The following is a 19,589-nucleotide window of genomic DNA, read 5'->3' as shown; positions in this document are numbered from 1 at the left end:
CGACATAGAAAGAGGAGGTACCTACATGAAAAAGGTTGTTTCCCTGGTACTGGCGGCGGTCATGGCGCTTGCGATGATCGCGGGCGCGGCGGCCGAGGACGCGGTGCAGCAAGAGCCTGCGCGCTTCGTCATCCGCTCCAACTCCAACAAGGAAAACAAGACGGAGAACGACAAGATCAAGGCGCTGATCGAGGAAAAGTCGGGCATCGACTTCGAGGTCATCGTCGTGGCCGAGAACACCTGGGCCGAGAAGGTCAACGTCATGATCGCGGGCTCGGAGAAGTTCGACACCCTGAACCTGACCGCGAACAGCGGCGTCTGGTCCACCTACGCGGCCAACGGCGCGATCGTGCCCTACACGCAGGAGATGCTCGACACGTATCTTCCCAACGTGATGGCCATGATCCCTGAGGAAGCCTGGATCCCCTGCAAGGACGCCGAGGGCAACATCTGGGCGCTGCCGCGCCACGAGTCGTTCACCGCGGGCGGCGTGCCCTCCATTCGCACGGACTGGCTCGAAAAGCTGAACATGGAAATGCCCACCACGCTGCCGGAGCTGGAGGCGTACTTTGAGGGCGTGAAGACGCAGGATGTGAACGGCAACGGCGATCCGAACGACGAATACGGCTACATCCCGTACTTCCAGAGCCTGTGGAACGGCCCGCTGCACGTCTATTACCTGGGCACCAAGGGCAACTGCGACAACGAGGACCGTTACCTCACCGAGGACGGCACGGTGATGCCCTGGTACATGCACGAGAACGCCTGGGCGCTGGTCGCCAAGGGTGCGGAGTGGTATCAGAAGGGCTACATCAATCAGGATTACCTGACGATGACCAACGAGACGGCCAACGACATGGGCGCGACCGACCGCATCGGCATGTGCTCCGGCTGGTACAACATGGGCCTGCAGGGCACCTCGCGCCTGATGGAGGCGAACCCGGACAGCTCCTGCTCCTGGGCGGCGATTCCCAACTTCACCGACGCGCCCAGCGGCGTGAGCGCGTGGGGCGGAAACCCGACCTACATGGCGGAGGTCGCGCTCTCCGCGACCAGCACCGACCCGCAGTGGGCGCTCAAGCTGCTCGACTGGATCTACGCTTCCGAGGAGAACTACATGCTCGCGACCTACGGCATCGAGGGCGACCACTACATCCTCAGCGAGGACGGCAAGACGTTTACCCAGCCGGACGGCGCGACCGACCGCTACATGCTGGAGTATCAGCTGCTCGAGTGGTACGACTACGACAAGTACCCGGAGCCCTACTTCTCCGAGGACAACTGGCGCACCTATACCGCCTGGCAGATGCGCGAGCAGATCGACGCGGGCATCCAGGCGATCCCGAGCTTTGACTATTACGTGCCCTACGACCTGAACGGCACCGACGCGGAGTACCTCACGAACGACGCCGACACGCTGATCAAGGAAGCGATGGAGAAGGCGCTCGTGGGCGAACTGACCGAGGACGAATGGAACCAGACCGTGCAGACCGCCTGGGAGATCGACGGACAGATCCGCAGCGCCGTATGGACGGAGCAGTACCACGCGTTCGTCGACTGACGGCGCGCGGCAACCCGAAAGCTTGAAGCGCGGAGCCCGCAGGCTCCGGGGAATGCGCCGGCCGCGTTTGACGCGGCCGGCCTTTTCGGATAAGACCGGGCGACGACGGACGGAGGCCAGATACATGCTGCAGGTGGAAGACATCACAAAACGCTACGGAAACCACGACGCCGTCCGCGGCGTCTCCTTCGAGGTGCGCGCGGGTCAGGTGACGGGTTTTCTGGGGCGGAACGGCGCGGGAAAGTCCACGACTCTGAACATCCTCGCGGGCTGCCTTGCGCCTACCTCAGGGCGCGTGCTCTTTCAGGGGCAGGATGCGCTGCGCCTCGGGGACGCCTATAAACAGGAAATCGGGTACCTGCCGGAGATCCCGCCGCTCTACCCGGATCTGACGGTTCGGGAATACCTGGATTTCGTGTGCGGGCTCAAACGGATCAGGCGGCGCGTGCGCAGGAGCCACGTCGAGGAGGTGTGCGCGCTGACGGGCCTTTCGGAGCAGCAGGGAAGGCTCATCCGCAATCTTTCCAAGGGATACCGCCAACGCGTCGGGCTCGCGCAGGCGCTCGTCGGCAATCCGGGGCTCATCATTTTGGACGAACCGACCGTGGGCCTCGACCCGCAGCAGATGGTGGGCATCCGCAGCCTCATCCGCGCGCTGGGGGAGGATCACGCGGTCCTCATCTCCAGCCACATCCTGCACGAGATTCAGGACGTCTGCGACAGCGCCGTCATCGTTAAAAAAGGACGGGTCGTCGCAGCGGGCAGCATGGACGAGATCGCCGCGCGCCATCGCGAAGGGCATCGGCTCAAGGTGCGCGTACAGGGCGCGGGCGCGAGGGCTGCGCTTGAGGCGCTGCCGGGGCTGCGGCAGCTGGCCCCTCTGCCCGCGCGCGAGCCGGGCTGCCAGGACTTCCTCCTCGAGACGGAGGAAGATGTGGGCGGGCTGCTGGCGCGGTCGCTGCTTCAGGCGGGCTGCGGCCTGCGCATGCTGTACCCGATGGACGTGGAGCTGGAGGACATCTTCCTGCGGCTGACCGAAGACGAAGCGGAGGAGTGAGACGATGACGAGCGTTTTCAAGCGCGAGCTTATGCAGTACTTCCTGACCCCCACGGGCTACGTCTTCACGGGCATCTTCTGGCTGCTCGGCGCCGTCTTTTTTTTCCTGTACAACGTGCTCGCCGCTTCGTCCGACCTGAGCGCGCTCTTTGGCAACATGTCGTACCTCTTCATGATGATCGTGCCGCTGCTTACGATGCGGCTGCTGAGCGAGGAACGCAGGAGCCGCACGGTGCAGCTCCTCTACTGCGCGCCGGCGAGCCTTGCCTCCGTCGTGCTGGGCAAGTTCTTCGCCGCCTGCGCGGTACTGCTCGTCGCGCTCGCCGGCACGTTTCTGTACGTCGCGGTCATCGGCTGCTACGCGCGGGTCTACGCAGGGCTCGTCTTTTCAAACTACCTGGGCTTCTTCCTGCTGTGTGCCTGCTACATCGCCATCGGCCTTTTGATGAGCGCCGTCACGGAGAGCCAGATTACGGCCGCCGTGCTCACGTTCGGGGCGAACATGCTGCTGCAGCTCCTGGAGATGATCGCGCCTACGCTGCACGTGCCCTACCTGCCGTTCTTGCCCGGCCTGCTTGGCGTGCTCTCGCTGAACGCCCGCTATGCCGATTTCACCAGCGGCATGATCGCGCCCGCGTCCGTCGCCTACTATGCCACGTTCGCGGCGGTCGTGCTGAGCATCACGGTCTACCTGATGGACAGGCGGCGCTGGAGCAGAAAGGGGGCGGCCTGAACGTGTCGAAGACGAAAAAAGAGAGGGCCGGGCGCACGCTCCCGCTGCGCGCATTTATGAAGCTCGCCGCGGTCGTCCTGTCGGCGGCGCTCGTGTGCGCGTCGGCGGGCGCCTTGCAGGCGCGGTATTCCCTGCAAATCGACCTGACGCCGACGGCCATTTCGCGCCTGAGCGAGCAGACGCTCAAAATTCTGGAGCAGACGGACGAGCCCGTTTCCATCCACCTCGTCTTTCAGAAAGCCACGGCGACCGACCTTCGCAGAACGCTGGAGACGCTCGCGGGGCAGTACGCGGCCCGGGGATGGGACGTTACGGTGGACACGATCGATCCGGTGACGGAGCCGAACCGCATCGCCGCCTTTAAGACGGGGGACGACGCGATCGCCGAGGGCTCGGCCATCGTGGCCAATGCGGACGGAAGCCGCTTTAAGGTCGTTAACGCGCGGGAGATGTACGCGTACACGCGCACCCGATCCGGCGGGTACGCCCTCACAGGCGTAAATGCGGAGCAGAAGCTCACCTCCGCCGTCGCCTATGTGACGAGCGAGGACATGCCGCGCATCGGCTTCCTCACGGGTCACGGCGAGTTGTCCACCGGGGACTGCGAGACGCTCGCCGATAGGCTTTCGGCGGAGAACTACGAGGTGACGGATTACGAGCTGCTCAAGGACCCGGCGCTGAAGAGCGGGGACGTGCTGCTGGTCCTTTCGCCCGCGCGCGACCTGACGGAGCAGGAGGCGGCGGCGCTGCAGCGCTGGCTGGATGAGGACGGGCGGCTCTTTTTTGCCGTGGACGCGACGGTGAACATGGAGAACCTGCCGCGCTTCGCGGAGCTCGCTGGGCGCTATTCGCTTTCGTTTGAGCCCGGCATCGTCGTAGAGGCCGAGACGGCGGCGGGCAACTGGATGAACTCGCCGCTCTACCTCGCGCCCGACCTGAACCGGGACGCAGCGGCGCTTTCCGGCATGGCGGCGGATCAGCGCGTCGTCCTGCCCGGCGCGCGCGCCGTCGCGGGACCGCAGATTCCGCTGTCCGGGTACACGTACGAGGCGCTGCTGACGACATCCGACGGCGCCTACGTCAAGCGCACGGACAGCGAGGCGTTCACGCGCGAGGCGGGCGATCCGGCAGGAAGCTGTCAGCTGGCCGTATCCGTGGAGCGCGCGCAGGAGGAGGGCAAGACGCGCGCCGTCTTCATCGGTTCCCTGTACACCGCGATGGACAGCAGCCTGCTCTATTCGACCTATAACCTGGATCTGATGGCGAGCGCGCTCTCCTGGCTTTCGGAGCGCGAGAGCGGGATTTCGATTCCCGTGCGCGAAATCGCGGATACCAGCATGGTGATTCCCAGCGCGGCAGCCGCGTGGCGCATCCTCGCGCTGACGCTGGCGCTGCCGGCGGCCGCGGCGGTCGCCGGCGTCGCGGTGCAGGTCAGGAGGCGCAGAAGATGAGCGAAGAGAGAAAGAATCCGCTGCTTCGTCCGGCGGCGGAGCTGCGCAGGGCGCTTCCTCGCCGCGGCCCGCGCGCGCCCCGCGTCCTAGCCGCGCTGACGGCGATCTTCCTTGCGGCGAGCGCGGCGCTTCTGTTCCCCGCGAGGGAGCAGAAGCCCACGAATGCCCCGGCGCAGAAGGCCGAAAGCGGCCTTACGCAGCTCATCCCGGCAGGCGCGGGCACGCCCGTGGCCGCGCGGGTCGAGGCGCAGGGAGAGGCCTATACCCTGCGCGCGGGGGAGGACGGAAGCTTCGCGCTTTCGGACGACGCGCTCTCCATCGACGCGGCGGCCGCAAGGCGCGTGCTGAGCTGCGGGGCGTCGCTGCTCGCCCGCCAGCGCATCGACGCGCAGGACGCGGCGGCCTTTGGGCTCGACCCAGCCCGGGTGTCGGCGTCTTTTACCTACGCGGACGGCCGGACGCTGACGCTTCATCTGGGCGACGCGCCCGCCACGGGCGAGGGCCGCTACGCGCAGGTGGAGGGGACGGACGGCGTCTACGTGGTCAACCGAGCGGTCTACGAGACGTTGAGCGCGGGCGCAAAGGCGCTTGCCGCGCTTCCAGACCTCACGATGTTCCAGGCGGAGACGCTCCTTCGGGCGGCGGTCACCCCGCGGGGCGGGGAGACGGTGAGCGTCGCGCGCGTGACGGAGGCCAATCCCTTCAACACCGTCGCGGAGATGACGGAGCCGATTCGCTATCCGGCGAGCTCCGAGCGTGCGGCAGAGCTCTTCCTCGCGGTCTGCGGCCTCGAAATTGAGCGCTACACGGGCCGTGCGGAGGGGAAGGAGGCGCTTTCCACCTACGGGCTGGACGCGCCGCTCTTCACCCTTCATCTGTTGAGCGCGGGCGAGGAAACCCTGGACGCGCAGGTGGGGGAGGCGGACGGCGCGTTGTACGCGCGCCTTGACGAAGGCGACGCGGTGTACGCGCTCTCGCAGGACGCCGCGCGCATCCCCGAGATCGCGCGCGTGACCTACCTGGCGGAGCAGCTCCCGGGCCTGGTGTCGCTTGCGGACGTAAAGACGCTGACGCTCAGGCGCGGCGGGGAGACGCACCGGCTCTCTGTGGAGCGGACGCAGACGGGGGAAGCGCGCTATTGGGTGGACGGCGAGGCGGTGGAGCTGGAGGATTTTAGGCCGTATTATCAGGCGGCGATCGGCCTGCTCATCGACCGCAGGCTGGGCGAGGGGCAGCAGCCCGGCGCCTGCCGCGCGTCGTTTACCTATACCTTTACGGATGGCACGGAGTGGACGCTTCGCTTTCTTGACTGCGGCGATACCTACGACGCGGTGGAACGGGACGGCGAGGCCGCGTTTCTGATCGCCCGCCAGAAGGTGGACGCCGTCTTTGAGCGGTTTGCAGGGGAGGAATGAGCATGAATCGCATGACACGCGCCGTCAATACCCTGCTGGGCAGGCCGGTGGACCGTCCGCCCGTATGCTTCTGGCATCACTTTGGCGATATCGGGCCCGAGGCGACCGTGCGGGAGCACGTGCGGTTTTACCGGGAGAGCGGGGAGGACATCCTGAAGATGATGTGCGACGAGTTCTTCTTCTATCCGCTGCCCGAATCGCCGTCCGCGCAGGACTTGCTCTCTCTGCGTCCGCTGGGCAGGAAAAGCGCGTACATTTCCGGGCAGGTGGAGCGCGCCGCGCGCATCAACGAGGCGCTTTCGGGCGAGGCGTTTACCCTGTACAACGCCTTTTCGCCGTACGCCACGCTCAAGCACGCGATGGGCGACGCGCAGAGCATGGCCCTGCTCCGTTCAGACGAGAAGGCCGCGCTGCACGTGCTGGACGTCATCGCGGAGGATACCTGTCTGCTCATCGAGGGCATCCTGACGCAGACCGGCACGCGGGGGATGATGCTGCCCCTGCAGGGGGCGGAGCGGGGGCGTTTTTCGCCGGAGGAATACGCGCGGCTGATCGCCCCCAGCGACCGGCGCGTCGTCCTGCGCGCAAATGAGCTGTCGGACGCAAACCTCCTGCACCTGTGCGGCTGGGACGGCGTGCCCAACCAGCTCGACCTGTGGAAGGACTATCCGGGCCGCATCGTCAACTGGGCGGTGGGCGTGGAGGGGCTCAGCCTCGCGGAGGGACGCTCGCTTTTCCCGGGCCGCGTGGTCATGGGCGGCTTCGACAACCGGGAGGGCGCGCTGCTGCACCGGGGAGGGAAGGGGCAGGTGCGCTCGTTCACGCGCACGCTTTTGAACGAGGCGGGCGCGGAGGGCCTGATCGTGGGCGCGGACTGTTCCCTGCCCCGGGACATCGACCCCGCCCGCATCCGCTGGGTGATCGAGGCGCTCGAGGAGGCCTGAAGATTTTGCTTGCCACGGCGCGCGCTTTGGGCTATCATGAGGGAAAAGTTCATCCGTACGGGAGGCGAATATCCTTTGAAAGAAGCACGCATGATCCTCGACCGGGATTATCGCATTGGCGAGGTCGACCGGCGCATCTACGGTTCGTTTCTGGAACACCTGGGCCGCGCCATCTACACCGGGATTTACGAGCCCGGCCATCCGCTCGCGGACGAGCAGGGCTTCCGTCTGGACGTGCTGGGCCTCGTGCGCAAGCTCGGCGTGCCCATCGTGCGCTGGCCGGGCGGCAACTTCGTTTCCGGCTATAACTGGGAGGACGGCGTTGGGCCCAGGGAGGGCCGTCCGAAGCGCCTGGACATGGCGTGGTTTTCGACCGAGTCCAACGCGGTGGGCATCCACGAGTTCTGCGACTGGGCGAAGAAGGCCGACAGCAGCGTGATGATGGCGATCAACCTGGGCACGCGCGGGGTGGACGCGGCGCGAAACATCGTGGAATACTGCAACCATCCGGGCGGAAGCTACTGGTCCGATCTGAGGCGGCAAAACGGCGCGCAGGAGCCCTTCGGCGTAAAGCTCTGGTGCCTGGGCAACGAGATGGACGGCCCCTGGCAGATCGGCCATAAGACCGCGCAGGAGTACGCGCGCGTCGCCTCTGAGGCGGGCAAGGTCATGAAGTGGATCGATCCGTCGATCGAGCTGGTGGCCTGCGGCTCGTCCAGCCTCACCATGCCCACGTTCGGGGATTGGGAGCGCACGGTGCTGGAAGAGGCGTACGACACGGTCGATTACGTCTCGCTGCACCAGTATTACGGCAACGCGGCGGGCGACACGCCCACGTTCCTGGCGCAGAGCGTCAACATGGACGCGTTCATCCGCAGCGTCGTGAGCATCTGCGATGCCGTACAGGGCAAAAAGCACGGGAAGAAGCAGATCAACCTTTCGTTCGACGAGTGGAACGTCTGGTATCACTCCAATGGACGCGACCAGAAGTATTACGACAGCCGCGTGTGGCGCGAGGCCCCGCCGCTGCTGGAGGACGACTATACCTTCGAGGACGCGCTGCTGGTGGGCAGCATGCTCATCACCCTGCTGCGCCACGCGGACCGCGTGAAGGTCGCCTGCATGGCACAGCTCGTGAACGTCATCGCGCCGATCATGACCCGCGCGGGCGGTGGCGCGTGGTGCCAGACGATCTTTTACCCCTTCATGCACGCCTCGCGCTATGGGCGCGGCACGGCGCTTTTGCCCGTGCTTAAAAGCCCGGCCTACGAGACGAAGGAGCTCGGCGCCGTGCCCTGCGTGGACGCGGTCGCGGTCGAAAACGAGGGGGGCGGCGTGACGGTCTTTGCGGTCAACAAGGACCTGCACGAGGACATCGCCCTCTCGCTGGACCTGCGCGCCTTTGAAAACCTGCGGGTGGCGGAGCACATCGTCCTGCACCACGACGACGTGGGCGCGAAGAACACGCTGGAAAACCCGGATGCGGTCGCCCCTGTGCGGGGCGCGGGCGGCGCGATGGAGGGCGGCAGGCTGACCGTAAAGCTCGGAAACCTCAGTTGGAACGTGATCCGGCTCGAAAAAGAAGCCTGATAGCGCACAAAAACCGGCGGCGCAGCCCTGAAGAGGCTATGCCGCCGGTTTTTCATGGCGATTCCGTGAGGAGACGAAGAGGGTTCGGCGCGGGGAGACGCAGGAACCTCCGTAGCTGCGATATTACGGCATCCCCGCAATCGCCTCTGCGAGCGCGCGGGCGTTTTCCTCGGGCGTTGCCCAGCTGGTGACGATGCGGATGGCGGTGCGCCCGTCCGAAAGCTGCTCCCAGACCTGAAAGCCGAAATCCCGCTCGAGATACGCGATCTGCGGGGCGGTCAGGATGGGGAAGAGCTGGTTGGTGGCCGTCTCCACGAAGAAGGGAACGTCCCTTTCGGAGAACGCGGCGCGGATCACCTGCGCCATCCCGTTCGCGTGGCGGGCAAGGCGCAGGTACAGGCCGTCCTGCATCAGCACGTCGAACTGATAGCCTGCGACGAAGCCCTTGGCGAGCATGCCGCCCCGGTTCTTGATGAGGTAGCGGAAGTCGGCCTTGAGGGCGGGGTTTACGAGCACCATTGCCTCGCCAATGAGCGCGCCGTTCTTCGTGCCGCCGATGTAAAAGGCGTCGCACAGGCCCGGCAGGTCGCTGAAGCGCACATCGCAGCCCTCGCTCGCGAGTGCCGCGCCCAGGCGCGCGCCGTCCATGTACAGGTACAGGCCGCACGCGTCGCAGGCCGCGCGTAAGCCGCGCAGCTCCTCCAGGCTGTACACCGTCCCCAGCTCGGAGGCGTTCGAGATGAACACCGCGCGCGGGCGCACCATGTGCTCGTCCGTATGGGCGGCGGCGATGCGGCGTACGGCCTGCGCGGTCAGCTTGCCGTCGTGGGAAGGGGCGGTCAGGATCTTGTGGCCCGCGCCCTCGAGCGCGCCGGTTTCGTGCGTGTTGATGTGGCCGCAGTCCGCGCAGATGACGGCCTCGTGCGGGCGCAGGAAGGCGCTCAGCGCGACGAGGTTGGCGCTGGTGCCGCCGGTGAGCAGGTGCACGTCCGCGTCCGGACGGTCGATCAGCGCGCGAATCCGCTCGTGTGCGCGAAGCGAGATGTCGTCCAGCCCATAGCCGCGCTGCTGGCGCAGGTTGCCCTCCGCCATGGCTTCGAGGATGCGCGGGTGCGCGCCCTCGCTGTAATCGTTCAGAAACAGAATCATGAAATGCGCCTCTTTTCTCGCGTGAATCTGTCTGGCAGTTTAGCACAGGACGGGAAAAAACACAAGCGCGCGGCGCGTCAGAGCGATGTGAAATACGGGTTTTCGTAGTCGCGGCCCGCGCAGACCACGGCTTCGCCCGTCGCGTTGTTGTACATCACCGACCATTGCGTGTCGCTGTCGGACGTCACGTCCTCAAAGGGCTGGCTGACGGCGGACAGGAGCGCCATGCCCTCCTCCATCGTGAGCACACCGCCCTTTTCCGCCAGCGTTCGCACGAGCAGGTCGTAGCGCTCCAGCCCCTTGCCCTGGCCGTAATAGGCGGGCGTCTGCAAAAAGTTGGTGCAGGCCTGATAGGGCGTGTCTGCGCGCACGACGCTCATGACGTCGCCCTCGAATTCGACGACGGCGGAATGGCCCTGCGCGTCCGCGATCTGGAAGTGGTAGCTGCTGCCCGCCGAGGCGTGCATGTCGTAGCGCGAGAGCAGGTCGATCGCCTCGTCCACGCTCGCGGCCTTGTCCAGCACCAGCCGCACCGCGGCGGTGGTGCTGATGGGCGTCTTGCCCGTCTCCTGCGCCGTCGGCTCGGTGGGAATGAGCAGCACGCCGATGGACACGCCCTTCTCGTTCACGCCGTCCAGCGGCGCGTAAGGCGCGGCGAGCAGGATGAAGGAAGAAAGCAGCGAATCCGGCAGCTTGCCCTCGCCGTAACCCAGAAAGCCCATGTTGACCATCGAAAGAGACGCATATCCGTCCTTCGGCTGCGTGCGCACGAGCAGCGCGGGCGAGTAGGAAAGGTCGAAGTTGCGCCCGAATATCGCCTCTCCTTCGGGGGTGACGGCGTTAAACGTCGAGCAGCCGAGGTCGGGGATGCTGAACGGCAGGGGGATGCCCTTGAGCAGCGTGCGGGTGACGAAGGCGATCAGCTCCGCATCGCTCGCAGAGCCCTCCGCCAGGTACTTGTCAAAGCCGTAGTCGCCCAGGTAGTTCATGGTGTACAGCGGGTATTCGCGCTGCTTTTCGACCGTCATCAGCGTGCGCAGCTCGCCTTGAAACAGCGTAAGCAGGGCCGCAAGGGCGACGACCAGCGCGAGAAGGACGCAGACCAGCAGGATTCGCAGCGGGTGGCGCCGGGCGGAATGCTTGGGGGTGGATGTCATGGCGTTTTCTCCTTTGATGTTCTAATATTTTGATATTCAATATAAACGGGAGAAAGGATACCATAACAGGCACATTCTGTCAAGCGCCATGAGTGGACGAAACAGACAAAATCTGCTATACTGAATGCAGCAAACCGATGATGCGGCTGCAGGCCGCGGCAAAAGAGGAGAGAACAGAGATGAACACGACGCTTATCATCATGGCGGCGGGCATGGGATCGCGCTATGGCGGCAACAAGCAGGTGGACGCGATCGGGCCGGGCGGCGAGATCCTGATGGAGTATTCGATTTACGACGCAATCCGCGCGGGCTTTAACAAGGTAGTCTTTATCATCAAACGCGAAATGCTGGATACCGTGCGCGAGATGGTGGGCGACCGCATCGCGAAAAAGGTGAAGGTCGAATACGCCTTTCAGGATTTTTCTTCGCTCCCTGCGTTTTATCAGGTGCCGGCGGGGCGCACCAAGCCGTTCGGCACGGTGCACGCCATCCTCTGTGCGCGGGACGTCGTGCATGAGCCCTTCGCGGTGCTCAACGCGGACGATTACTACGGCGTGCCCGCCTTTCAGTCCATGCACGACTGCCTGCAAAGCCTCGCGCCCACGGGCGAGGCGGCGATGGTCGGATACCGCCTGTGCAACACGGTCTCCGAAAACGGCACGGTGACGCGCGGCGTCTGTTCGCTGCTGGACGGCAAGCTGGCCGCGGTCAAGGAGACGTACAAGATTCGCCCCTTCCCGGACGGCACCATCCGCGATACCTCCCAGAGCGAGGAGGGCGCGGCGCTCGACCCGCAGGCGCTGGTCTCCATGAACTTCTGGGGCTTCACCCCGTGGATCTTCGAGGCGGCGGACGCCTACTTTACCGCGTTCTTAAAGGCGCTTGCGCCGGACAGCGTGAAGGGCGAGTGCCTGCTGCCGATCATGGTGGACGACCTGATGCGGGCGGGCGGGCTGTCGGTGCGCGTGCTCTCCACGGACGCGGTCTGGTTCGGCATTACCTACAGGGAGGACAAGCCCTACGTCATGGGCGAGCTGAAGGCGCTGCACGCCGCGGGCGTGTACCCGAAGACGCTCAGAGACTGAGATGAGCCGGAAGCTGGGCTTCCGGTGTCCTTTTGTCCAAATGAAATGGGTTAGGAGGCGCGCGGGGAGAGAATCCCGCCGGTTGCATGAACAGGACGATTGGCATTTTGGCGCACGTGGACGCGGGCAAGACCACCCTGTCCGAGCAGATTCTTTACCTCGCGGGCGTCCTGCGCGCGCCCGGACGGGTGGATCATCAGGACGCCTTCATGGATGCGGACGCGCTGGAGCGGCGCCGGGGCATTACCATCTTTTCCGGGCAGGCGGTCTTTGCGCTGGGGGAAAATCAGTACACCCTGCTCGACACGCCCGGCCACGCGGATTTTTCGGCGGAGATGGAGCGCGCCCTGCAGGTGCTGGACGCGGCCATTCTGGTCGTGAGCTGCGTGGAGGGCGTGCAAAGCCACACGGAGACGGTCTGGCGGCTCGCGCGGCAGGCGGGGCTTCCGGTCTTTTTCTTCCTGAACAAGACGGATCGGGAGGGGGCGGACGTCCGGCGCACGCTGGACGGCATCCGCGCGCGGCTCACGGGAGACTGCGTGCTGCTGGACGCGGGCGCGGCGGAGGGCTCGTTTGCGCCCGCCGCGAAGGAGGAAATCGCCGCGCGCGACGAGGCGCTGCTGGAGGGCTACCTCGCGGGTACGGCATCTAGCGAGGACTTTCTGCGCGCAGCGCGGCTGGAGACGGCGCAGAGACAGCTGTTTCCGGCCTTCGCGGGCGCGGCGCTCAGGGGGGAGGGCGTGCGGGAGCTGCTCTATGGGCTCGACGCGCTGCTCAAAGACGCAGCGCCCCAGCTCGATGCGCCCTTCGCGGCCCGTGTCTTTCGCGTGCGGCGCGACGCACAGGGCGCGCGGGTCGTGCATATGAAGGTGCTCTCCGGCGCGCTCTGCGTCAAGGATGAGGTCGCAAGCCTGACGCGCGCGGGCGAGGCGGTGCGCGAAAAGGTGCACGAGCTTCGCGTGTACAGCGGCGACAAGTATCGCGTGGTTCAGCGGACGCAGGCGGGGGACGTGGTCGCGGCGACGGGGCTGGAGACGCCGCTTCCGGGCGACCGTATCGGCGGCGCACCCGCGCTTTCCCGCTTCGACACGCGCCCGATGCTCCGCGCGCGCGTGTTGTTTTCGCCGCCGCTTTCAAAGGACGCGGTGCTTTCGGCGCTGCGGCTGCTGGAGCAGGAGGACCCTGCGCTCTCGGTGGGCGCGGACCCAGATTCGGGCGACCTGGAGGTCAGCGTCATGGGCCCGATTCAGCTGGAAGTGCTGACGGAGCTTCTGGAGGCGCGCTTTCGCATGCGCGTCGGCTTTGGTCAAAGCCGCATCCTCTACATGGAGACGATCGCGGACGAGGCGATCGGCACCGGGCACTACGAACCGCTGCGCCACTACGCGGAGGTGCGCCTGCGCCTCACGCCCGGGCCGCGCGGCAGCGGCGTCACGTTTGACAGCGTATGCCCGGTGGATTTGCTCGCCCTGAACTGGCAGCGCCTCGTCCATACGCACGTGATGGAGCGCACGCACCGCGGCGTGCTGACGGGCGCGCCGCTGACGGACGTGCGCGTGACGCTGCTCACGGGACGCGCGCACCTCAAGCACACGGAGGGCGGCGACTTCCGCGAGGCGACCTACCGCGCGATCCGGCAGGGGCTGATGGGCGCGCGCTCTGTGCTGCTCGAGCCGGTCTGCCGCTTTACCCTCACCGCGCCGGAGGAATCGCTGGGCCGAATCCTCTCCGACCTCACGCGCCTGCGCGCGGACTTCGATGCGCCCGTGAGCGCGGGCGGCCTCGTCGCGCTGTCGGGGCTCTGCCCGGCGGCGACGTTCCTACAGTATCCGCCGGAGTTTACGGCGGCGACGCGCGGGCGCGGGGCGGTGTCGTTCGCCCTGTCGCACTACGCGCCCTGCGCGAACGCGGAGGAGGTCGTCGCGCTCGCGGGCTATAACCCGCTCGCGAGCCTCTCCGATACGCCGGATTCCGTGTTCTGCAGCCACGGCGCGGGCTTTGGCGTCAGCTGGCGCGAGGCGCCGAACTGGGCGCACTGTCCGCTCCCGGAGCGGGAGGCGAAGCCCTTCGTCCCGTAAGCTGCCTGCCAAGGGAGGGAAACCTATGGAAGAGCGCTTTTTGCGCACCGGGCTGGACAAGTCCCTGCCGCACATCGGCGTCATCATGGAAAAGCGGGATACGGCGGCGTATCCGCGCTTTGAGCTGCCGAAGGGGTATCGCTTTAGCGCGTTTGAGCCGGGCTTTGAAGCGCGGTGGGCGCGATTGCAGCACCTGGTAGGCCACGTCGATTCTCTGCAGGAGGCGGAGGAAGTCTTCCAAAGCGGGTTTCTCCTGGGCTGTGGGACGGACTGGGCGCAACCGCGGCCGCCCGAACGGAGGGATATACCTGCCGAGGCGTTTCCCTGCTATGAAGAGATGCGCAGACGTCTTCTCTTCGTGACGGATGCAGCGGGAGACGTCGTGGGTACGGGCGCGCTCTGGCCGGGCCGTCACTTCGGGGTGGAGCGCCAGCGCCTGCACTGGGTCGCCGTGCATCCGGACCATCAGGGGCGGGGAATCGCCAAGGCGTTGGTGACACGCCTGCTCGACCTGTATAACGAGCTGGGGTATGCGGGCTACGTGTACCTGACCTCGCAGACGTGGAGCTATCGGGCGCTTTCGGTTTACGGCAAGTTCGGATTCCGGCCGTATCTGGGCGCAAAGCCGCCGAATTGGCTGTCGGTAAACCTCGCTTCGCAGGCGCGCGAACCCTGGGATTACGAGGAAAGGAACCGCGAGGCGTGGGCGATGATCCAAGACAAGATCGACGCCTATGAGCGGTCGCGGCGTCCGTAAACGCCGGGGATGAAAAACAGCGGACGGGGCCTCTCCTGAAATGCAGGCGATGGCCCCGTCCAATTTTTTCTCCGTCATTTGTAGTCGAGCAGAACCGTGCCGTCCTCCTGTACGCGGACGGCCTCGCGATCTAGATAGAGCGCGTCGATAGCCGACAGGAACGCCTCCCGGCTGGCATAGCGGGGCCTGAAGCTCTCGAGCACGGCCTTGGCGCGCGCGGCGCCGTTTGCGAGCAGCCGGTGCGCCGTGAGCAGCAGGATCTTCGCGGGCACGACGCAGGCCATCTCCGGGTCTGCGATGCGGTAGTTGTCGCCGTGCCCCAGCCCCTGCGAGCCCTTGATGTAGGGATGGACGACCGGCATCACGCAGCTCAGGTCGCCCATGTCCGTGCAGCCCGTGTCCCACGTGCCGTCATAGGCCGCCTCGCAGGCGCCGAGCACCGCCTCCGCCGCCTCGCAGGCCGTCCGCGCGAGCGTGCGGTCGTTCAGCAGCGGGGAATAGCCGGGGCGGTCCTGCAGGTGCACGCTTGCGCCGAAGGCAGCCGCGCAGCCCGCCATCGCGCGGTTGACGCGCTCGTTTGCCGCGCGTATCGCCTCCATCGTCGCGCCGCGCACGTAGCTTTCCACCACCACCGTGTCTGGGATGGCGTTGACCGCCTGTCCGCCCTTCGTGATGATGGGGTGAAAGCGGATGTGGTCTTCGTCCCGGAACGTCTCGCGCAGCGCGTTGACCGCGGAGAGCGCCGTCGTCGCCGCGTACAGCGCGTTGATTCCTTCGTGCGGCGAGCCGCCCGCGTGCGCGGCTACGCCCGTGAACGTCATCTGCTTGGTGACGCAGCCGTTGCAGCCCTCTCCGACGAGCATCGCAGGGCCCTCGCTGTGGGCGCTGTTGTGGATCATCATCGCCATGTCCACGCCGTCGAAGAAGCCGCGCGCGAGGAACTCCACCTTGCCGCCGAGATAGCGGATCACGCCCCGCTTTCTGAGCGCCTCGCGGTAGCCGATCTCGATGAGCTCCTCCGCAGGCACGACCATCAGCCGGATCGACCCGCACAACCCGTCCAGCGCGCCCGGCTCGCGCAGCGCCGCCGCCAGTCCGGCCATCGCGGCGCACTGCGCGCTGTGGCCGCAGGCGTGCACAGCGCCCGTCTCGGGGTTCGCGTCCGGGTGGTTCCTGCAGATGAGCGAGTCGAGCTCCGCGAGCAGGGCTACCTTCGGGCCCGGATGACCCGTGTCCACGTCTGCGTAAAAGCCGGGGATGTCGCCCGCGCGCGTGAGGCGGTAGCCGAGGGCTTCGAAGTGCGCGGCCATGTACCGGTCCGCCTCCCATTCGCGATAGCCGGTCTGGGGGTGGGCCCAAAGAAAGTCCTGCGTACTGAGGATCGCGCCGCGGTGCCTGTCCACGAGCGAAATGAGCTGAGCGTCCTGCATTGAAGAGCCCCTCTTCCTGTTTTTCTTCCATTATACCGCATCTGCCGCCCGCCGCAAGGGGAAGCGGCGTTTTTGGACGGCGCGAAGCCCGGCGGCAGGAATTTACGGGTGTGCGGCGAATGCAAGAAGAAAAGCGAATGGAACACGCTGGGAGGAATGGAAGATGGAGGAACGATACAAGGCCGTGCACGCGATGCTCGCGGCCAGGCCGCGCGCCGGGCTGGGCTTTTTCCCGACGCCGCTGCATCGGTTGAGCCGCCTGTCGCAGATGCTGGGCGTCGAGCTGTACGTCAAGCGGGACGACTTTTCCGGCAGGAGCCTCTTTGGTGGAAATAAGGTTCGGAAGCTCGAATATCTGCTGGGCGACGCGCTGGCCGGAGGCTGCGATACGGTGTTCACCTACGGCGCGACGCAGTCCAATCACGCGATGCAGACCGTGACCGCCTGCCGCATGCTGGGCCTGAACCCGATCCTCTACCTGAACGCGTACGTGGAGCCGGATGCGCGCGACGTGCGCTCCAACATGCTGCTGGACCGCGTTCTGGGCGCGGAGATGCACATCGTCGAGGGGGAAGAGGGCGAGAGCGAGGCGGCGACGGAGGCGCGCTGCTTCGCGCTTGGCCGCGCGCACGCCGCGAGGCTTGAGGCCGAGGGGCGCCACTGCTACGACATCCCCCTCGGCGGAGCGAGCGCCGTCGGATCGGCGGGCTTCGTCGGCGGTTATCTGGAATTGCGCGAGCAGTGCGATGCCGAAGGCATCGCGCCGGACTGCGTGTTCAGCGCGACGGGTACGGGCGGAACCGTCGCGGGCCTCTGCGCGGGCCGCCGCCTGCTGGGCGGAGGGCCGCGGATCCAGGCGATCGCCGTCAGCGACAAGGATGCGGCGTACGAAGCGCGCTGCGCAGCGCTCGCGACCGAAACGCTGCGCTATCTGGGGAGCGGCGAGTCGGTCGGCGCGGACGAAATTTGCGTGGATCGCGGCTACTTTGCACCGGGCTACGAGCAGCCGAACGAAGCCGCTACGGAGGCGATTCGCCTGCTCGCAAGGACAGAGGGGCTGCTTCTGGATCCCGTCTATACGGGCAAGGCGTTTGCTGGAATGCTGGACTACGTGCGCTCGGGCAGGGTGGCGGCGGGCAGCACGGTGGTATTTTGGCATACAGGCGGCGCGACGGCGCTTTTTGCGGAAAGGGAGATTTTGGGCGATTTGGCCGATTGAAGCGCGAAGGACGAGAAACGGAGGTTTTTTAACATGTTGTATCCGTCGATGACGCAGAGCCGTCTGGTCTTCAGCCTGGACGGCATATGGGATTTTCAACTGGACGATGGGCTTTCGGCGCAGGAGGGCTGGGCGGGAAGGCGCCTGCCGCACCTGCGCGCCATGGCCGTGCCCAGCGCTTATAACGATCTGTACGAAGGGCGCGACTTTCGCGAGCACGTGGGCAACCTCTGTTACCAGCGGACGTTTGAAATACCTGCGCTTTTGCCGGGAAAGCGGGTGCTGCTGCGCTTTGGCAGCGTGACCCATCAGGCGAGCGTATACGTGAACGGCGAGCTCGTGGCGCGGCATAGGGGCGGCTTCCTGCCCTTCGAGGCGGACGTTACGGGCGCGGCGCGTCCGGGCGAGAACCTGCTGACGGTGCTGGTAAACAACGTCGTGGACGAGACGACGCTGCCCGCGGGGCGGATGACCACGCGGCGCGTGGAGGGCCTGCCGGACAAGGCGATCGACCTGCCGAACTTTGACTTTTTCAACTATAGCGGCATCATGCGCCCGGTGAAGCTGATGCTCGTGCCGAACGTGCGCATCACGGACGTCGCGATCGTCGCGCACGCGGACGGGCGGCTCTCCTGCCGCGTAGAGACGTCCGGGGCGGGCGAAATTTCCGCGCGCGTGCTGGACGGCGAGGGACGGGAGCTCGCCGCGTTTACAGGGGCCGCGTTTGAGGGAAGGGTAGAGGGCGTCACGCCCTGGTCGCCGGAGCAGCCGGCGCTTTACCGCCTGGCGGTGCGCCTCGCGGGGGCGGACGGCGAGGACGTGTACGAGGAGCCGTTCGGCTTCCGGGACGTGACCCTCGAAAACTGCCGCGTCTGCCTGAACGGAAAGCCCGTATATCTCAAGGGCTTCGGCAAGCACGAGGACAGCCCGGTAAACGGGCGCGGGTTTAACGAGGCGTACAACGTCAAGGACGTCGCCCTGCTCAAGTGGCTCAACGCCAATTCCTTCCGCACCAGCCATTATCCGTACAGCGAGGAAATGCTGCGCCTGTGCGACCGGGAGGGGATCCTCGTGATCGCGGAGGCGCCCGCCGTCGGGCTGCACACGGGCTTTTCGGCGGTGGGTCTGTTGGGCGGCGAACCGAACGGCACCTGGAAGACGATGAAGACGGCGGAGCACCACAGGGACGTGATCGGCGAGATGATCGCGCGCGACAAGAACCACCCGTGTGTGGTGATGTGGAGCGTGGCGAACGAGCCCGCGAGCGAGGAGGAGGGGGCCAGGGAGTACTTCGAGCCGCTGACGAATCTGGCGCGTACGCTCGACCCTCAGCGCCGCCCGGTGACGATCGTGACGTACGGAGGCTCCACGCCGGAGACGTGCAAGGTCGCGGAGCTGTGCGACGTGCTGGTGCTCAACCGCTATCGAGGCTGGTACGACACGGCGGGCGACCTGCCTGCGGCGGCTAAGCTGCTGGAGGACGAGCTGCTGGGCTTCCACAGGCGCTGTCCTGACAAGCCGATCATGCTGGGCGAGTACGGCGCGGATACGATCGCGGGCCTGCACGACGCGACGCCGGGCCTTTTCAGCGAGGAATATCAGGCGGCTTTTTTAAAGGCCTACGGCGAGGTTTTTGACCGCCTGCCGTTCATCACGGGCGAGCATGTCTGGAACTTTGCGGACTTTGCGACCGCGGAGAACATCATGCGTGTGGGCGGCAACAAGAAGGGCGTGTTCACGCGCGAGCGCAGGCCTAAGCTGGCGGCGCACTTCCTGCGGGCGCGGTGGGAAAAGAAATAAGGAGCGCATGAAAAATGCTGCCGGCAAATGGCTGCCGGCAGCATTTGGGTAGAATGATTTATGCCGGCGTTTTTGGGGATGGAGGCCTTGCTTGCGTGCTGAGGCGGGCACATCTCGCATTGCAATGCGATAGTGTGAATCAGAATATATGTTTTTAATAGGA

The 19,589-nt window shown here is 66.0% G+C and carries 15 protein-coding genes; 12 read left to right on the top strand and 3 right to left on the bottom strand.

Features of this window, described 5'->3' with window-relative positions:
- Window positions 1-25: 25 nt before the first annotated feature.
- From C1725_RS15665 to arfA, 7 genes are all read left to right on the top strand, one after another.
- Window positions 26-1,561 (top strand): type 2 periplasmic-binding domain-containing protein, encoded by a 1,536-nt coding sequence (locus tag C1725_RS15665; RefSeq protein ID WP_346026728.1) that lies wholly within the window; start codon window positions 26-28, stop codon window positions 1,559-1,561.
- 124 nt (window positions 1,562-1,685) lie between these two features.
- Window positions 1,686-2,618, top strand: a complete 933-nt coding sequence (locus C1725_RS15660) for an ATP-binding cassette domain-containing protein (protein ID WP_102412551.1) — start codon at window positions 1,686-1,688, stop codon at window positions 2,616-2,618.
- 4 nt (window positions 2,619-2,622) lie between these two features.
- Window positions 2,623-3,351 carry an ABC transporter permease subunit gene (locus C1725_RS15655; RefSeq protein ID WP_102412549.1) on the top strand — a complete coding sequence of 243 codons (729 nt, stop codon included), beginning with the start codon at window positions 2,623-2,625 and terminating at the stop codon, window positions 3,349-3,351.
- Between the two features lie 2 nt (window positions 3,352-3,353).
- The gene (locus tag C1725_RS15650; protein ID WP_102412547.1) at window positions 3,354-4,802 is read left to right on the top strand and encodes a Gldg family protein; all 1,449 of its coding nucleotides are present in this window, start codon (window positions 3,354-3,356) and stop codon (window positions 4,800-4,802) included.
- A complete protein-coding gene (locus C1725_RS15645) occupies window positions 4,799-6,217 on the top strand; it encodes a DUF4340 domain-containing protein (RefSeq protein WP_102412545.1) in 1,419 nt (472 codons plus the stop codon). Before C1725_RS15650 ends, C1725_RS15645 begins: the two co-directional genes overlap by 4 nt.
- A gap of 2 nt (window positions 6,218-6,219) precedes the next feature.
- A complete protein-coding gene (locus tag C1725_RS15640) occupies window positions 6,220-7,161 on the top strand; it encodes a uroporphyrinogen decarboxylase family protein (protein ID WP_346026727.1) in 942 nt (313 codons plus the stop codon).
- 75 nt (window positions 7,162-7,236) lie between these two features.
- Window positions 7,237-8,751: an arabinosylfuranosidase ArfA gene (arfA, locus tag C1725_RS15635; protein ID WP_346026726.1), complete on the top strand. Its 1,515-nt coding sequence runs from the start codon at window positions 7,237-7,239 to the stop codon at window positions 8,749-8,751.
- 123 nt (window positions 8,752-8,874) lie between these two features.
- Here arfA and C1725_RS15630 read toward each other — a convergent pair whose 3' ends face one another.
- A complete protein-coding gene (locus tag C1725_RS15630) occupies window positions 8,875-9,900 on the bottom strand; it encodes an aminotransferase class I/II-fold pyridoxal phosphate-dependent enzyme (RefSeq protein WP_102412541.1) in 1,026 nt (341 codons plus the stop codon).
- Between the two features lie 77 nt (window positions 9,901-9,977).
- Complete coding sequence (locus tag C1725_RS15625; RefSeq protein ID WP_102412539.1) at window positions 9,978-11,057, bottom strand: carcinine hydrolase/isopenicillin-N N-acyltransferase family protein; 1,080 nt, start codon at window positions 11,055-11,057, stop codon at window positions 9,978-9,980.
- Between the two features lie 179 nt (window positions 11,058-11,236).
- Here C1725_RS15625 and C1725_RS15620 point away from each other — a divergent pair, with 179 nt between their 5' ends.
- The 3 genes from C1725_RS15620 (at window position 11,237) to C1725_RS15610 (ending at window position 14,977) form a co-directional block, all read left to right on the top strand.
- Complete coding sequence (locus C1725_RS15620) at window positions 11,237-12,142, top strand: sugar phosphate nucleotidyltransferase (RefSeq protein WP_102412537.1); 906 nt, start codon at window positions 11,237-11,239, stop codon at window positions 12,140-12,142.
- A gap of 86 nt (window positions 12,143-12,228) precedes the next feature.
- Window positions 12,229-14,220 carry a GTP-binding protein gene (locus C1725_RS15615; RefSeq protein ID WP_102412536.1) on the top strand — a complete coding sequence of 664 codons (1,992 nt, stop codon included), beginning with the start codon at window positions 12,229-12,231 and terminating at the stop codon, window positions 14,218-14,220.
- A gap of 25 nt (window positions 14,221-14,245) precedes the next feature.
- On the top strand, window positions 14,246-14,977 hold the full coding sequence (locus C1725_RS15610) for a GNAT family N-acetyltransferase (RefSeq protein ID WP_102412535.1): 732 nt from the start codon (window positions 14,246-14,248) through the stop codon (window positions 14,975-14,977).
- Between the two features lie 74 nt (window positions 14,978-15,051).
- On the opposite strand, the gene C1725_RS15605 is transcribed toward C1725_RS15610, so the two are convergent.
- Complete coding sequence (locus C1725_RS15605) at window positions 15,052-16,407, bottom strand: amidohydrolase (protein WP_102412533.1); 1,356 nt, start codon at window positions 16,405-16,407, stop codon at window positions 15,052-15,054.
- A 163-nt stretch (window positions 16,408-16,570) separates the two neighbouring features.
- Between C1725_RS15605 and C1725_RS15600 the strand changes: the two genes are divergently transcribed.
- Together C1725_RS15600 and uidA are read left to right on the top strand one after the other, a co-directional pair.
- Window positions 16,571-17,626 carry a pyridoxal-phosphate dependent enzyme gene (locus C1725_RS15600; RefSeq protein ID WP_102412532.1) on the top strand — a complete coding sequence of 352 codons (1,056 nt, stop codon included), beginning with the start codon at window positions 16,571-16,573 and terminating at the stop codon, window positions 17,624-17,626.
- Window positions 17,627-17,659: 33 nt separating this feature from the next.
- Window positions 17,660-19,426, top strand: coding sequence for a beta-glucuronidase (gene uidA / locus C1725_RS15595; RefSeq protein WP_102412530.1), 1,767 nt, complete (start codon window positions 17,660-17,662; stop codon window positions 19,424-19,426).
- Window positions 19,427-19,589 lie beyond the last annotated feature (163 nt).

Origin of the sequence: Beduinella massiliensis (genome assembly GCF_900199405.1) — a bacterium.
GTDB lineage: Bacteria > Bacillota > Clostridia > Christensenellales > Aristaeellaceae > Beduinella > Beduinella massiliensis.
This window is presented reverse-complemented; position numbering and strand designations above follow the sequence as displayed.